At 43.0% G+C, this 16,218-nt stretch carries 13 protein-coding genes and 2 pseudogenes; 6 read left to right on the forward strand and 9 right to left on the reverse strand.

The window, feature by feature from the left end; all coding sequences use genetic code 11:
* Positions 1 to 220, reverse strand: a pseudogene (locus O9332_RS26565) (Rpn family recombination-promoting nuclease/putative transposase); the annotation flags it as partial.
* A 236-nt stretch (positions 221 to 456) separates the two neighbouring features.
* On the opposite strand from O9332_RS26565, the gene O9332_RS26570 reads away from it, so the two are divergent.
* Entirely contained in the window at positions 457 to 1,368 is a 912-nt protein-coding gene (locus O9332_RS26570) for a 6-bladed beta-propeller (protein ID WP_288028058.1), read from the forward strand.
* Between the two features lie 64 nt (positions 1,369 to 1,432).
* Here O9332_RS26570 and O9332_RS26575 read toward each other — a convergent pair whose 3' ends face one another.
* The 3 genes from O9332_RS26575 to O9332_RS26585 form a co-directional block, all read right to left on the reverse strand.
* Positions 1,433 to 2,263 (reverse strand): Rpn family recombination-promoting nuclease/putative transposase, encoded by an 831-nt coding sequence (locus tag O9332_RS26575; protein ID WP_288028060.1) that lies wholly within the window; start codon positions 2,261 to 2,263, stop codon positions 1,433 to 1,435.
* A 165-nt stretch (positions 2,264 to 2,428) separates the two neighbouring features.
* A complete protein-coding gene (locus tag O9332_RS26580; protein WP_288028062.1) occupies positions 2,429 to 2,593 on the reverse strand; it encodes a hypothetical protein in 165 nt (54 codons plus the stop codon).
* A gap of 46 nt (positions 2,594 to 2,639) precedes the next feature.
* A complete protein-coding gene (locus tag O9332_RS26585) occupies positions 2,640 to 3,914 on the reverse strand; it encodes a DNA methyltransferase (protein WP_002760232.1) in 1,275 nt (424 codons plus the stop codon).
* Between the two features lie 289 nt (positions 3,915 to 4,203).
* Between O9332_RS26585 and O9332_RS26590 the strand changes: the two genes are divergently transcribed.
* The 3 genes from O9332_RS26590 (at position 4,204) to O9332_RS26600 (ending at position 7,424) form a co-directional block, all read left to right on the forward strand.
* Positions 4,204 to 5,475 carry a dihydroorotase gene (locus O9332_RS26590; RefSeq protein ID WP_288028064.1) on the forward strand — a complete coding sequence of 424 codons (1,272 nt, stop codon included), beginning with the start codon at positions 4,204 to 4,206 and terminating at the stop codon, positions 5,473 to 5,475.
* An 84-nt stretch (positions 5,476 to 5,559) separates the two neighbouring features.
* Positions 5,560 to 6,711, forward strand: a complete 1,152-nt coding sequence (locus O9332_RS26595; RefSeq protein ID WP_002760229.1) for a DNA-methyltransferase — start codon at positions 5,560 to 5,562, stop codon at positions 6,709 to 6,711.
* A 140-nt stretch (positions 6,712 to 6,851) separates the two neighbouring features.
* Positions 6,852 to 7,424, forward strand: coding sequence for a Uma2 family endonuclease (locus O9332_RS26600; protein ID WP_288028071.1), 573 nt, complete (start codon positions 6,852 to 6,854; stop codon positions 7,422 to 7,424).
* Between the two features lie 88 nt (positions 7,425 to 7,512).
* On the opposite strand, the gene O9332_RS26605 is transcribed toward O9332_RS26600, so the two are convergent.
* Positions 7,513 to 8,937, reverse strand: coding sequence for a Ni/Fe hydrogenase subunit alpha (locus O9332_RS26605; protein ID WP_002798537.1), 1,425 nt, complete (start codon positions 8,935 to 8,937; stop codon positions 7,513 to 7,515).
* A 686-nt stretch (positions 8,938 to 9,623) separates the two neighbouring features.
* Here O9332_RS26605 and O9332_RS26610 point away from each other — a divergent pair.
* Entirely contained in the window at positions 9,624 to 10,610 is a 987-nt protein-coding gene (locus tag O9332_RS26610) for an RNA polymerase sigma factor, RpoD/SigA family (protein ID WP_002760224.1), read from the forward strand.
* Positions 10,611 to 11,383: 773 nt separating this feature from the next.
* On the opposite strand, the pseudogene O9332_RS26615 reads toward O9332_RS26610, so the two are convergent.
* Both O9332_RS26615 and O9332_RS26620 read right to left on the reverse strand, forming a co-directional pair.
* Positions 11,384 to 11,767, reverse strand: a pseudogene (locus O9332_RS26615) (DUF4276 family protein); the annotation flags it as partial.
* Positions 11,767 to 12,951 (reverse strand): AAA family ATPase, encoded by a 1,185-nt coding sequence (locus tag O9332_RS26620; RefSeq protein WP_288028068.1) that lies wholly within the window; start codon positions 12,949 to 12,951, stop codon positions 11,767 to 11,769. The gene O9332_RS26620 and the pseudogene O9332_RS26615, both read right to left, overlap by 1 nt.
* Before the next feature lie 246 nt (positions 12,952 to 13,197).
* Between O9332_RS26620 and O9332_RS26625 the strand changes: the two genes are divergently transcribed.
* On the forward strand, positions 13,198 to 14,334 hold the full coding sequence (locus O9332_RS26625; RefSeq protein ID WP_002756963.1) for a geranylgeranyl reductase family protein: 1,137 nt from the start codon (positions 13,198 to 13,200) through the stop codon (positions 14,332 to 14,334).
* Here the strand turns inward: O9332_RS26625 and aroB are convergent.
* The gene (aroB, locus tag O9332_RS26630; RefSeq protein WP_002756964.1) at positions 14,311 to 15,411 is read right to left on the reverse strand and encodes a 3-dehydroquinate synthase; all 1,101 of its coding nucleotides are present in this window, start codon (positions 15,409 to 15,411) and stop codon (positions 14,311 to 14,313) included. The two genes, O9332_RS26625 and aroB, sit on opposite strands and share 24 nt — an antisense overlap.
* Before the next feature lie 236 nt (positions 15,412 to 15,647).
* Positions 15,648 to 16,043, reverse strand: coding sequence for a hypothetical protein (locus tag O9332_RS26635; protein ID WP_002756965.1), 396 nt, complete (start codon positions 16,041 to 16,043; stop codon positions 15,648 to 15,650).
* Positions 16,044 to 16,218 lie beyond the last annotated feature (175 nt).

Raw genomic sequence — 16,218 nt, forward strand, 5'->3', positions numbered from 1 at the left:
CGAGCATTCGGAAAGGAATCTTGGAGTCGGGGTCGGTTTGAAATTCGGTATGGAGAATTAGTTGCTCTGACTGCAAAAAAATCAGAGAATCGGCACGAATGGGGTCTAATTGTAATTCTGTCGGGTCGAGGACGGTTAAGGAGAGGGGAGAACCCAATAACCAAGTGGCTAGATCATCGGAGAAGTTTTCGGCAATAAATTTACAAATATTATCAAACATCGTCAGGGATTACTTTCCGTTTCTCCTAGGATACCCTCGGTCGCCGGTGTTGACATCCTGTATTTGTCGTAACTGTTGCCGAGGCGAATCGTAGCGCAGAATACATTATAGGCAAAATTCAATTCTACTCATGGACTAAATCCCATAGATATCGGCAAATTCGTCACATCTTCCCAGAAATTTCTTGACAATTGCTAGAGGAAAGGGTACATTAGGAGCAGATTTTCTGAAGTTTTATGTCCCTATCTAAAGTTATCAATCATGGGGGGCGGGAGAAGCGTAGCTTATCAAAGGCTCTGCTGAAATCCTTTTCCCTAGTCACGGCCACTGCGATCGGATGTATTAGTGTCGCCACCAGTGCCACTGCGGCCAGTTTTTCCTTCGCTTTCGGTAGCGAAGGTTCGGGGAACGGTCAGTTCATGCTCCCCCGTGGTATCGCCGCCGGTAGAGGTGGTAATATCTATGTAGCCGATACGGATAACAATCGGGTACAGGTATTCAACTCTAGTGGTGTCTTCCAGTCCGCTTTCGGTAGCCAAGGTACGGTGAACGGTCAGTTCCAAGGCCCCTACGCTATCGCGGTCGGTAGCAGTGGTAATGTCTATGTAGCCGATACGGGCAACTTTCGCGTACAGGTATTCAACTCCAATGGAGGCTTCCAGTTCGCTTTCGGTAGCTTCGGTACGGGGGACGGTCAGTTCCAAGGCTCCTACGGTATCGCTGTCGGTAGCAGTGGTCATGTCTATGTAGCCGATACGTTCAACAATCGCGTACAGGTATTCGACGACCGTGGTGTCTTCCAGTTCGCTTTCGGTAGCCAAGGTTCGGGGAACGGTGAGTTCGAAAGCCCCTACGGTATCGCTGTCGATAGCAGAGGTTATATCTATGTAACCGATACGTTCAACGATCGCGTACAGGTATTCGACGACCGTGGTGTCTTCCAGTCCACTTTCGGTAGCTTCGGTACGGGGAACGGTGAGTTCAGTAGCCCCTACGGTATCGCTGTCGGTAGCCGTGGTAATATCTATGTAGCCGATACGGTCAACAATCGCGTACAGGTATTCAGAACGCCCGAACCTTCTAGTATTATCGGATTAGGCATACTAGGGGGCGGTTTAGTGGTGCGTCGCCTCGCTAAACGTGGTTAATCGGTGTGGAGTGGGGAGATGAGTTAAAATTTTCCTAATTCCCCACCCTTTGCAGTTAAAAGCTTTAATTGTGCTGCTGTCTTTGTAATTCCTTGATCGCATCGGGGGATAAATCAGTAAATTGGGCGATTTCTGGGATAGGAAAGCCAGCAGATAGCATTTTTAGGGCAATTTGTCGAGCTTTTTCTTCTTTACCCTCCTCTTTGCCTTCCTCTCGGCCTTCCTCTCGGCCTTCCTCTCGGCCTTCCTCTCTGCCTTCCTCTCTGCCTTCCTCTAAAATATCTTGATAGATGACGGATTCTCTCATAATGTCACTCCGAAGGATTTTTTTAATCGTCTCTCGATTTAATACTAACCCAGCGAGAATACTGGTAGCGGCGGCGAGATTGCTTTGCACCTGTTTTTGAGAGATAGTTTCTAGAGAACGGGACACCAGACTTAACACCTGTTCTGGATCATCGGTATTGCTGAGGATGGCAAAGGGTAATAAACCGGGATGATGGAAAAATTGTGGTGTATTTTCTTCCCAAAGACGGATGACTTGAAAGGAATGAAAGGTTTCCCCCAGACGGAAAGTATTTTCTTGCACTAGGGGGGAATCACTGCGTCGCAGATAAATTACCACTTGACGCATTTGTTTTTGGGGATGACGACGATAGACGCGAATCCGATAATCGAGCATTCGGAAAGGAATCTTGGAGTCGGGGTCGGTTTGAAACTCGGTATGAAGAATTAATTCCTCTGACTGCAAAAAAATCAGAGAATCGGCACGAATGGGGTCTAATTGTAATTCCGTCGGGTCGAGGACGGTTAAGGAGAGGGGAGAACCCAATAACCAAGTGGCTAGATCATCGGAGAAGTTTTCGGCGATAAATTTACAAATATTATCAAACATTGCGAGCGTTCTGCCTTTGTAATTACTACCATCCACATCAATAAATTCAAGATTACTTGCTATCAATTCCTAAACAATTAAGCTAAATAAACCCCCGATCATTAGTAAAAGTCTTTGATTTCATGGTAATCTTTGACCCAAGCTTACGAAATATTATATCACCGATTAAGATAGATCATGATTTAATCTTGTTTTAAGTTCACAAACATAATTAACGGTAGCATAATCTGTCTTAATAATTAACTTTACTTCAGCCAGTAATTGACCAGATATATAGGGTTTATCTTCAATATTTTCCTGAAAATTAGGTAAGGATTCCAGACAGTTCAAATATTTATGAAATAGGGAATATTTGGGATACATAAGCAATAAAAATTTACCTTTTTTCTAAGATTAGTAAATATTCAGATTTCATGCCATCAGGATTTTTATTCTTGCGAGATTTGAATAATTGTCTGGTTTTAATTCTATCCTCAAAGACGGTATCAAAAATAAAGCCATTTTCCTGAAAATATTCCCCTAATATTCGCCAAGTTTCTACTTCCACCCCATCCACTTTCGGATTACCCACAAAAATGCAAGCTTTCCCAGCTTGTTTTAATTTTCTGGTGGCATTTTCTAAAGCGTTGATAGTGTGACAAAAATAGGAATCGAGTATTTTATGTAAATTCTCTTTCTCTAAACTTGATCTCACTTGATTTAAGGTTTCGGTTTCGATTAATCTGGTAGCCTGTCGGTAGGGAATTTCTAGCTTAGAGATTTTTTGCACTTCTTTTTCTGTATATCCTAACCAATATAAATCTAGTTTTGCTGTTCTGATATATTCCTGTGCTTGCAGATAGGGGGGGGAACTAATTAAACAATCTAACTCTAGATTTTGCTCAATCTCAAAAGTGGCACTATCTACTCCTCCATAAAAAAGCACCTGATTATAATTGCGCCAAGTTACGGTAATATATTGATTGACGCTGGTTAAAGTTTCAAAACTCATCTCTTTAATCGTTCGTTTTAATTCCTCTTGCCAATTTCTTTGTAATAGTTCCTGTATATCTGATTTTTTGTATTTCGATTGAAATAATTTAGGTTTGGTATGTTCTGCATAGGAAAACTGTTTACTAACTTTCACTAAAACCGCTTGAATAATCTGGGAATACAAATCAGGTTCTAGACTTTTTTGACCAGCCCAAAGTTTCTGTAAAACTGCTAAAATCTCCTCTGGATACCAATAGTTTAAATTTGACCACTGAGGGATAAATTTATCCTTGCTGGCAAAAACTTCTAAGATTTTTTTATCTAACTCTGAGTAACTCAATGGTTCTTGGTGTTCTGTGATCTTAATCGGTATAATATGGTTTAAAAGATAATTAAGATCAGTTAAAACCGCATTTCTTTGACAAAGTTTAGCTTCTAAACCCACCGTACCCGAACCAGCAAAAGGATCGATAATCCAATCATCCTTTTTAGTGTAATTATCAAGACAGAATCTCACCACTTGGGGAATAAATTTGGCAGGATAATAATAGATGCCGTGGGTTAGATAACTGGTGCTGGTGATTTCTGGTACTAAATCTCGAAAGGAAACTAATCGCGGGGTTCCCCGATTAATTTCTTCTAAATTATTAGAATCGAAAAGTTCTAAGTAGGGAGGCACAATTATTTGTAGGATGGGTTAGCGGTAGTGTAACATGAGCGGGCGTTGGGTTTCATGCTTCAACCCAACCTACGTTCATCTTATATTTAATTCCACCCACCCACTTAACTGCATGATTCGGCTATCAATTCTCTCTAGGGTGGACTAGCCAATTAAAATAAAGATTAAAACCGTAGTTGATCAATATTCTAACTTATCGTCCCCTAACCTAACCGACAACTCAGCTTTTTTACTTTTTACTTAACGTGATATACTGCCAAAGGAAAAAATGACGTTTTAATTAGTCTGCGTGAATAGCCAATCCTCGACGATTATAGAACAGGTTAGAGTTCTTGACCCCCTGACACAAACCGATCGCATTGCCGATGTCTGGATTGAGGAGGGGGTAATTAAAGCGATCGAATCTCAGCTTCCCCCAAGAGAAAATAGTAACTATATTTCTGGTCAAAACTGTATTTTTGCTCCCGGATTAGTCGATCTCTACAGTCATTCCGGGGAACCCGGCCACGAGGACAGAGAAACCCTCGCATCTCTGATCGAAGCTGCCACGGCCGGAGGCTGCACCCGGGTGGCAATTCTCCCCAATACTCTCCCCCCCCTCGATCACCCCGCACTCATTAGCACATTACAGCAAAAAAGTCAAGGGTTTTTTGACTCAAAATCGACTCGTCTGCATTTTTGGGCAAGTCTCACCCTGGGAAGACAAGGGCAAAAAATGACGGAATTAGCCGATTTAATGCCTGTAGCGGTGGGTTTTACCGATAATCGCAGTCTGGAAGATTTGGGACTGTTGCGGCACTTATTGGAATACCTAAAACCCTTCGGTAAAAATATCGCCCTTTCCCCCGTAAATCAGCAATTAAAGGGTAATGGAGTCATGCGTGAGGGAGAAACCTCGATTCGCTTCGGTTTACCGGGGGATCCTGCTATTTCCGAAACCACTGCTTTAGCCACAATTTTAGAAATCGTCGGCGAAATTAATACACCTGTTCACCTAATGCGAATTTCTACCCGTCGAGGAGTGGAATTAATTCGCGAGGCAAAAATGCGGGGATTGCCGATAACCGCTAGTGTGACGTGGTTGCATCTGCTCTTAAATACAGGATCGATCGCCAGCTATCATCCCAGTTTACACCTCGCTCCCCCCTTGGGCAACGAAAGCGATCGCAAGGCGTTAATTGCGGCAATTAAGGAGGGAATTATCGATGCAATCGCGATCGATCATCGTCCCTATACCTACGAAGAAAAAACCGTCTCTTTTGCAGAAGCACCCCCCGGCGCGATCGGGTTAGAATTAGCTTTACCGCTACTCTGGGAAAAATTAGTAATAACCGGACAATTATCAGCTTTACAATTATGGCAAGCGCTTAGTCTCAATCCCTGTCATTGTTTACAACAAAAACCGGCATCTCTCAACCCCGGTAATCCCGCAGAAGCAATTCTTTTTCATCCCCAAGCAAGCTGGAAAGTAACGGCAAATAATCTTCACTCCCTCAGTCATAATACTTTCTGGTTAAATCAAACAATTACGGGAAAAGTCTTAGAAATGTGGAATTTTTAAAGGGTGGCCAATTTCTATCTTGAGACTCTCCTAGTTTTTTGGATAATGATCAGCTAGAATTCTAGAGAGAACTAGAGTAATGCCATGGAAAAAGAACTGGTATCGGACAAGCGCGGTTATCTGCTTCGCACGGTGGCAGAAGCTAAAGAAATTGTCCTTAATTGGTTGCGGGAAATAAATTTAGTTAATGCGATTAAATTAGGTTTACCAGAAGTGGATGACAGATATCATATTTGGCGAATTCCTTTATGTAATGAACAGAAAAAAACCGTTGGGGAAGTGGTGATCGATGCCTACACCACCGAAATTTTGTTAGATAAAACAACTCGGACTGAAATTATTATCGCTCGTCTGTTAAAACAGGATGAATCTAAATTAGAAACCCGCAAGAAAACCAAAAAAGAATACAAGCTTTCCTCTCTGAGAAATACCATCGGATTTGGTGATTGTGGCGAACTTTTGGAGGAAATGCCAGCAGAAAGTGTTGATTTAATCTTTACCTCACCACCCTATTTTAATGCTCGCCCAGAATATTCGGAATTTGAAGAATACGAAACCTATCTATTGAAGCTGCGACAGGTAATCAGAAAATGCCATCGAGTTTTGAGTGAAGGGCGTTTTTTTGTCATTAATATTTCTCCCGTGCTGTTGCGTCGTGCTTCCCGTAATCAAGCTTCTAAACGTATTGCTGTCCCCTTTGATTTGCATCGAATTTTTGTTGAGGAAGGTTACGATTTTATTGATGATATTATTTGGCTAAAACCAGAGGGAGCAGGGTGGGCAACTGGTAGAGGGCGCAGATTTGCTGCCGATCGCAATCCTCTCCAATACAAAACTGTGCCGGTGACTGAATACGTTTTAGTCTATCGTAAACACACGGATTTACTCATCGATTGGCATATTCGTAATCATCCAGATCAAGAAGTAGTAAAAGCCTCAAAAATTGCCGATGGTTATGAACGCACTAATGTCTGGAAAATTAACCCAGTCACCAACTCAAAACATCCCGCCGCTTTTCCTGTAGAATTGGCAGAAAAAGTGATTACCTATTACTCTTTTAAAGGTGATGTGGTTTTAGATCCCTTTGCCGGTTCAGGAACCGTGGGACTAGCGGCCACTTCTTTAGATAGACGTTTTGTTTTATTCGAGAGTAATTTTCATTATATTGAACTGATACGAAAGCTAATTACTGAAGGCAATAAGACTGATTTAGACTCAGTTATTTGGCTTAAGTAGGTAGGCGTTAAAAATTATCAGATGCCCCCCTTATTAAGGGGGGATTAAGGGGGGATCGAACCTAAAATCCATTTTTAATTTAATTATAACCAGCTACTTAATTGTCCGTTAGAAAACTAACAATGAGCGAGGTAAACACCATGACAGCCGGTAAAAGTCACGCTTATTTTACTCCAAAAGACTATCTGGAAATAGAGAAAATTAGTCCCATTAAACATGAATATATACAAGGGCAAATCTTGGCGATGGCGGGGGCCAGTAAAGCCCATGTTATCATCACAGGTAATCTTTCGGCCCAATTAATTAATCATTTACGGGGTAGTGGTTGTCTTGCCTACGCTACCGATATGAAAGTGCGTCTCCCTAGCTTAAATATCTTCTATTATCCCGATTTTGCCATTACTTGTGACCAACGGGATCGAGTTTCCCAGGAAGATTTTATCCTGCATCCGCGAGTGATTATCGAGGTTTTATCCGACTCCACGGCAGCCTTTGATAGAGGCGATAAATTTGCCGATTATCAAACTATCCCTGAATTAGAGGAATATCTATTGATCGAGCAAAAACAAGTCCTAATCGAACAATATCAACGTCAATCTAATAACCTCTGGATTCCCCATATTTATCACGCGGGAGATTTAATCACTATTAACTGTATTAACTTTTCTTGTCCGATAGAAACTCTTTATCAAAACCTAGAAATTCTTAGCTAGAATCTTCACCGTAAAAATAAATAGTAAAATGGGGTCAGGTACTAGGATAAATTTCCCCTATTTCCTAACCCCCCAACAACTTAGATAATTAACCCCTTTGTCGAGTATTGATCACCTCACCGGCTGCATTAACTAACTCTAGCTGTAGCGGCATTTGTCCCATAGCGTGAGTGGAACAACTTAAACAGGGATCATAGCAACGAATACCCGCTTCCACCCGGTTTAACATCGCTTCAGGAATTTCGCCACCATGGATATAATGTTGGGCGATTTGTTTCACCGTTTGATTCATGGCCAAATTATTATTACCCGTGGCAATAATCAAATTCACCGTTTCAATCAAACCATTCTCATCCACTTTATAATCATGGAATAAAGTACCCCGGGGCGCTTCACTAACTCCCACCCCTTGCAGATTATTAATTCCTGCTTCGGCGCGACAGCGTGGAGAAACTATATCGGGATCGTCGATTAAAAGTTCGATACGCTCTAAACAGCCTAAAATCTCCACTAATCGGGCATAATGATAGTAAAAAGAAGAGGTGGCTACACCACCGACCCGATGGCGATATTCCCGTAACTCGATATCCGCCCCCTCCGTGCCAAAATGGGAACAAACATTTAAGCGCGCCAACGGACCAACCCGATAGATACCGTTGGGATAACCGAGGGGTTTATAGTAGGGAAACTTTAAATAAGACCATTTTTCTACTGATTCGCCGATATAATCGCGATAATTGTCTTCGCTGAGGTTATCGGCCACAATATTGCCTTGACTATCGGTAAAACGAATATGACCGCCGTAGTGTTCCCACTCGTCCCGTTTACCGACCAATCCCATAAACAGGGAAGGGAAATTACCAAAAGCGGCGATTTCTGTGGTTAAATTGTCTAGAAGTCCTTTAAACAGGTTTAAGGCCGTGTAAAGAGTCGCTTTAGACTCCGGCAGTCGTTCTTTAATCCATTGTCGCCCTTCTTCGCTTAAGGGAGAACGCACACCTCCCGGGACAGACCAAGCGGGGTGAATTTTTTTTGCTCCCAAAAGTTCAATAACTTTCTGTCCAAATTGACGTAAACGGATGCCCGCTCGCGCTAGGTCAGGATCGGCGGCGATTAAACCGAAAATATTCCGTTTAGCGGCGTCACTTTCCCAACCAAGCAGAAAATCGGGACTGCTAAGATGGAAAAAGCTTAAAGCATGGGATTGGGTTAACTGTCCCAAATTCATCAAGCGCCGCAGTTTTTCCCCCGCGGGGGGGATTTGCACCGCTAGAATTTTATCACCAGTTTTGGCGGCACAAAGTAGGTGACTAACGGGGCAAATGCCGCAAATCCGGGCAGTAATTCCCGCCATCTCCCACATCGGCCGTCCCTCGCAGAATTTCTCAAAACCACGATACTCGACCACATGAAAACGCACGTCATCCACTTCCCCCCCATCGTCAAGGAAAATCGAGATCTTGGCATGGCCTTCGATCCGGGTGACGGGATCGATAACGACGGTTTTAGTCATAGTAAGTCCTCATTGTTCAGGAGTTTCACAGAACGGCATTGTGGAGATTGCGATCGAGCTTGGTTTCAAAGATAATTTATCCCGATCTCCGCCCTGCTGTTTCTATGATAGTTATTACCCTCCTAGCAATCCTAATTTTTTTGACAATTTTTTCCGATTCTCAATCGGAAAAAAATTTAAAATTTTGTAGCAAATACTACAGAAAATAGTTCGGGAATCCGCAATGATTGTGTCTCTCTTTGCTGGTGTTGATCGGTCATTATATATATAGAAGTCGGTTCTCGGCTGTTAGTCTTCCTCTCAAGGCTGAGGGCGAAAGGGTCGGAATTCAGCTAGATTGTTGACGGCTAATCGGGAAAATCACCTTTTTGTTTTGTAATCTTACCTAACAGTATCAGCGGCACTGCCGAGGATTCAGGAAAAAGCGACCCAAAAACAAGCGATTGTAGTTGATAGTCCTACACTATAATACTTTTGTTCTGGATGTTGAGAAAAAAGCATAGACTTAACATCATACCAAAGAATGAATTAACTTTGAACCTTTAGGGGATTGCCCGCGTCTAAAAGCGCAGGATACAATCAAAGAAATTCCGATCAAACTCATACCGACTTCAGATAAGCCAGACTCACCCGCGAGTCGGAATAGTAACAGACTTTTTCTGTGTCAAGGAGTCACCACCAAACCAATGCCCACCGCAAAAACCAACCAAACTCAATCACAGCCCACCCTCAATGCCGATATGGTGCGTACCTATCTGCACGAAATTGGGCGAGTTCCCCTCCTAACTCACGAACAAGAAATTATTTACGGCAAACAAGTCCAACGGATGATGAGCCTGTTAGAAGCGAAAGAAGCACTATCGAAGCAATTAGGACGGGAACCACAGCGCTTGGAGTGGGCGGATTCGGTGAATTTAAGCGAAAATGAACTGGATCGCGCCTTGAAAACCGGCGATCGAGCTAAACGGAAAATGATTGAAGCTAACCTCCGCTTGGTAGTTGCGATCGCCAAAAAATATCAAAAGCGGAACATGGAATTCCTAGATCTAATTCAAGAGGGTAGTCTGGGATTAGAAAGGGGTGTAGAGAAATTTGATCCCACCAAAGGTTATAAATTTTCTACCTATGCCTACTGGTGGATTCGACAAGCGATTACCCGTGCGATCGCTCAACAGGCCCGCACCATTCGTTTACCCATCCATATCACCGAAAAACTGAATAAAATCAAAAGAACCCAGCGCGAACTCGCCCAAAAACTGGGCAGAAGTGCCACTCCCGCCGAGATTGCCCTAGAATTAGAGCTAGAACCCGCTCAAATCCGCGAATATCTCAGTATGGCTCGTCAACCCATCTCCCTTGATGTGCGCGTCGGCGATAACCAAGATACGGAATTGTCGGAACTATTAGAAGATAGCGGAGTTTCTCCCGATACCTTCATCACCCAAGAGTTATTACGGCAAGACTTAGCCAATCTCCTGGCCGAATTAACCCCCCAACAACGGGAAGTGATTACTCTCCGTTTCGGTTTAACCGATGGCAAGGAGTTATCCCTAGCCAAAATCGGTCAGAGAATGAACATCAGTCGGGAACGGGTGCGACAATTAGAACACCAGGCCCTAGCTCATTTACGCCGTCGCCGGGCCAACGTCAAGGAATATATTGTCGCCAGTTAGTAAAATTAGCAAATAACCAAGAAGGAGAGCGCAAGCTCTCTTTTTTTTGGGTTTATTATTGCTAAATTTTTAACCAACCTGAACAAAAAAAGGGTAAATTTTGCCAGTGTACTTAGGGTTGGCTGAAAAAGTTTTTCGTGGGGACAGGGTGTGGGGTGTAGGTTTTTACCGATTTTGAGGGGGTCAATTACCTAATTTTCAGGGAAAAAGTGCCTAAATTTCCCCCCCCCCGATCACTCCCAGATCTGGTAATTTTTGATTGACAAAAAGTCTAAAAGTCTTACCCAACAAGGTTTTTAGATTTATTCAGCAAGCCCTAAGTATCTTTTCAGAACTGGGGAGGGAAGAGAAAGGAACCTCCAGAGGCGGCAATCCCTATAAATGGGCGCTCAGAGACTCTTACGCAGTTTAAATTCAGTACAGCTTACCACAACCGACAGCGAGGCGAGTAGCACCGGCGGGTATTTTATCGAATAAAAAAGAGATCTCAGGTTAAAAATTCAATAAAGAGCATAAATAAGCTTATTTATGCTCTTTAATGCCTAATTAGGGCTTGCTGAATAATGGTAAAACCCTTTTAAAATAAGGCTTTTGACCTGTTAAAGTCCGATGTTCATGCTGCGAAAATAGGATTGGGACTTTCAAAAACCTTGCATTATCCTTCTTGTGGTACATCGCTTGGTACAAAAAACAAGGGCAACAAAGCCTAAAACGACCGACTCCTGACGACCGGCTACTGACTCCTACCCCCAGGAAAAACTTTTTCAGCAAACCCTATTTTGTTTTTGGCCGAGACTATTTAAATTATACGCCTTGGCTACCGCTGCTAAATCTCCCAGAAACCAAGATTCTAATTCATGGCAAATAATCCGAATTAAGACTTGAGCATCACTGGCATTTTGACAAATTTCCCCTAGGTCTTTTTTGAGTTTTTGACAGTCGTGGGAATCCTGATCGTGAACAATAATAAGTTTGGTATTGGGACTAGATTTATTGAAAGCTTTGAGTTTTCTAGGAATAGATTTTGCTAGGTCTTGTTTACCTTGATGACTAATACATTTATAGCTGATTTCTGGGGGAATAAGCTTAGGCAAAAGTTCTTCTAACACATTTTTTATAGATGACTCTTCTAGCAAAAATACGATATCATAGTTCATTAGGGTGCTACTCCTTCAAACCAGCCTTGATTCCAAAGATAGCCGGGTAAATCGCCTGCCGCTACTAAGTTTTTGAGGATTTCGCTATCGGCAGCCCTATGGATTTTGGTGATACCTTGGCATTTAATTAGCCAGAAAATACTAGCTAGTGGAACCGCATTGATAAAATCGGGGGAGTGGCTAGAAACAAATACCTGACCCCCCCGATCACTATAGTGGGCGAATTCTTCGGCTAGTTCTTTTAATAAAGTAGGATAAAGTTGGTTTTCTGGTTCTTCGACACAGAGTAGGGGATGAGGATTGGGATCGAATAGTAATATTAAATAAGCGAACATTTTCATAGTTCCGTCAGAAACATAGCGATCAATAAAAGGGTCTTTAAAGGCCTGATCTTGAAAACGTAAAATCAAGCGACCGTCTTCGGTTTCTTTGGCTTCCACAGAGGAAATACCCGGAACTCGTTGTTTCATTTTTTCGAGAATTTGCTGAAAAATTTTGGGATATTGTTGATAAATATATTGAGCAACTGTAGCTATATTGTCGCCAGTAGGGGATAAGTGTTCAGCATAAGATATTTCTTTACTTCCTCTAGCTTCGCTAATATGAAAGTCAGAAACGTGCCAATTTTCAATCAGAGAACGAAAGGCTGTAGCGGCTTTAAAACGTTGAAATTGTCCTAATCCTTTGATTGCTAGTATATCGTTAGATTCTAGCTGTTGTTCTTCTCGATCGAGTTCTTTATCCGGTTTACTAAAATCTTCTTCGTTGGTGATAGCATATCCTTGACCAAGTTGAAAATCTAAAAAATGAAAAGGTTTACCGTGTTCACCCCGTTTATAGCGAAGTATTTCGCGTTTGATAACGGGGCGATTATTGTTTTGTCCAATTATGATTTGATAAGTAACCAGACGTTCTGTATCTAAGATTTTCATGGGAAATTGCAGCTCGATTTCAATATCTTCCTGTTCTTGACCTCTAGTGATAATTTCTCTATAACCGCCGCGAATTTGTAAAGCTTGGCGAATGTTGTTTTTAAGGGCATCTCGCAGAAACCCAAAAATATCAAATAGAGTAGATTTTCCCGTGCCGTTAGCTCCAATAATCACGCAAAAAGGGGGAATATCTCTTATGTGTATATTTTTAAACATACGATAGTTTTTTATTTTAATAGAAACAATTTTCATGATATAATCGAGCCGTTATAGTTTTTTTTATTATACGATTGATCAGGTGAAGATAATTGATCAATTAGTTAGTCAAAAAAGCCAGAGATTAGGCTCTCTTGGACATGGGGGGATAAATCAGCTAGAAACTAGAGAGGCAAGCTCAACAATGACAGAATCCCCTCTGAGCGTCACCAGACTCAACACAAGTTGGACAAAATAGCGTAAATTGTCTATAAATTTGTTCAACGACTTCAATTAGTACAAATGTTTGACTGTATTATCATCGGTGCGGGACCAGCAGGAGCGACGGCGGGTTATCATCTAGCTAAAAAGGGGCGATCGATCCTGATCCTCGATAAAGCGAAATTACCCCGTTATAAACCCTGTGGTGGTGGTGTATCCCCAGCAATTAAGCAGTGGTTTGATTTTGATTTTACCCCCGTGATTGAGAATACCGTCACCCAAGTGGAGTTTACTTGGAAACAGGGGGATGCCGCCACCACTAAGTTAAATATGCTAGAACCAATGTGGATGGTACAAAGGGATCGTTTCGATGATTTTTTAGGTCAACAGGCGATCGCAGTCGGGGCAACCATCCAAGATAACAGCGAAGTTACCCAGATCAAATTCGTCCAAGATCACTGGCAAGTTACCACATCCCAAGGAACATTTTCAGGTAAATATCTGATTGCTGCCGATGGTGTTAAGGGTAATACCAGTCGCTGGTTGGGATTACCGGCGAAAAACCAAGCGATCGGGGCTACTCTCGAAATTACTAACGCAGAAGCGACTATTCCACCCCAAAAAGCTTTTTTTGATTTTGGTTCCCTAAAAAATGGTTATATCTGGGCTTTTCCCAAGTCTAATGGTTACACAATTAGCGGTGCTTGTTTTAAGGGCAGCATCAAATCCGAGTATCTGAAAAAACAACTGTTAAATTATGCCCGTCAAAAGGGCTGGAATTTAGAGGATTATCGCTATAGTGAGTATGCTTTAGCCCTTTGGAACGGAAATCAACCGCTACACGCCCAAAATGCCCTAATTACAGGAGAAGCGGCGGGTATTCTCGATCCTCTCATCGGTGAGGGTATCCGTCCGGCAATTTTGACGGGAGTTAAGGCAGCCGAGGCGATCAATCGAGCTTTAGCCGGAGATAATCGGGCTTTAGCGAGCTATAGTCGGATAATTCGGGAAGAATGGGGGGAAGATATGGCTTTAGCGGCCAAATTAGCCGGTTTATTCTATCAATTTACCCAAATCGCCTACAATGTCGCCGTTAAACGCCCGATCGCCGGTCAACTGATGGGACGTATTCTCGTGGGAGATTTAAAATACCGGGATGTTACGCAACAAGCGATGCAACAATTGAAAAAGCTTTTACTGCCTGGATTCGGTTGGTGATAACACCTCGCGCACCAGGGTGGGGGTGACTCGATCGCTAATGGTGACTTGGCCGATCGCCGTTGGTAAAATAAATCTAACTTGGCCATCTTTAACCTTTTTATCGGCAGTGAGAGCATTTACCATCTCATCGGCATTTAAAGGCGGAATATGGGTTTCTAAGGCGGCTTTTTCGATTAAATCGGTTTGACGTTGATTTTCCCCGGCAGTCCACATTCCCAGTTTAACAGCGATCGCTCCTGCCGCCACCATCCCCAGGGCCACCGCTTCCCCGTGGTTAACGCTAGTATATCCCGTTAAACTTTCAATGCCGTGGGCGATCGTGTGACCATAGTTTAAGATCGCCCGCAAACCCGCTTCTTTTTCGTCTTTGCTTACCACATCTGCTTTAGCTTGGCAAGACTTTGTAATAATTGTTTGCAATAGCTCGCCATCGATCTGAGAAAAACTAGCTAAATTGTCCGAGTCTTCTAACTGTTGAAATAACTCAGCATCCCAAATTACACCGTATTTAATCACTTCTGCCATTCCTGCCCGAAATTCTCGCACGGGTAGGGTTTTAAGCACGTCAGGATCGATCAGCACTAATTTCGGTTGATAAAACGCCCCGATCAGATTTTTGCCCTGGGGATGATTAACACCAGTTTTACCCCCGATGGAAGCATCTACCATCGCTAACAGGGTGGTGGGAACTTGGACAAAATTAACGCCCCGTAACCATGTGGCTGCCGCAAATCCCGTCATATCCCCGATTACACCACCACCGAGGGCAACCATAGTCGAGGAACGTTCCAGCCGGTGAGCGAGGGCGCTATCATAAACTTGGGCGATCGCATCGAGGGTTTTATAATTTTCGCCGGCGGGGATCAGATGAGTAAAAACGGCAAATCCCGCTTTTTCTAGGGAATTAACGGCTTTATGTCCGTAATAGTCAAAAATTTCGGGATTAGAAACCAATAAAACCTTTTTACCTAAGTTTAACCGGCTCATTTCTGCACCGAGATTGGCTAAACTGCCCTTCTCGATCAGAATATTATAGGAGCGATCGGGTAAATTAACGGGAATACAAATAGCCATAGGGTGTGGGGAAGTGGGGAAGTGGGGAAGTGGGGAAGTGGGGAAGTGGGGAAGTGGGGTGTGGGGTGTGGGGTGTGGGGTGTGGGGAAGTGGGGTGTGGGGTGTGGGGTGTGGGGAGAATAAATAAAATAATCTCCTGTCTCCTGACTCCTATCTCCTGACTCCTATCTCCTGACTCCTATCTCCTGACTCCTGACGACCGACTCCTATCTCCCGATAGCCAAAAAGATGATTGGTTATGGGCGCAGCTTAGTCAACTCTAACAGCAGACGAGAGGATAAAAAACAGATAAAGCTCTCTCCCAGAAAGAGACTTAATTGCCCACTGTCAGCGATCAAGTCTGTGGATAATTGTAGGGGAACTAGGCCGCGGACTAGGGCAAAAGCTGCTACTGTACCATCTTTGAGATGGGGATTATCATCGTTACGGACGACATAACGATAGGTGACACCGAAGAGAAATCCGCTAATTATCGCCCCGGATATCTTGACAAAAGCGCCAATTACTGTGAGCGATTCCCCTAACAATAGTCGATCAACAATTAAAAATAGCAGATAGGGAACCAGGAAAGCCAGTGCTGAGATACTCCCCACCTGTATGGATTCGATTCTTTCCTTGAGCGTAATTTGCACGATCGCCTCTCTAAAACGGAGTCACTGATGAAGTATTATCGAAAATTTGGGTTGAAAACCTCGCCCTTTAGGGCGACTTTATGTTAGCATTAAATTGAGTCGTTGACTTTGGGAACGCAGGAAACAAGCGACACTCCGTAATCCCTAAATCTCTAACCATCACTGGTACAAAAGC

It is taken from the genome of Microcystis sp. LE19-10.1B, assembly GCF_027530565.1.
GTDB classification, from domain to species: Bacteria; Cyanobacteriota; Cyanobacteriia; order Cyanobacteriales; family Microcystaceae; genus Microcystis; species Microcystis aeruginosa.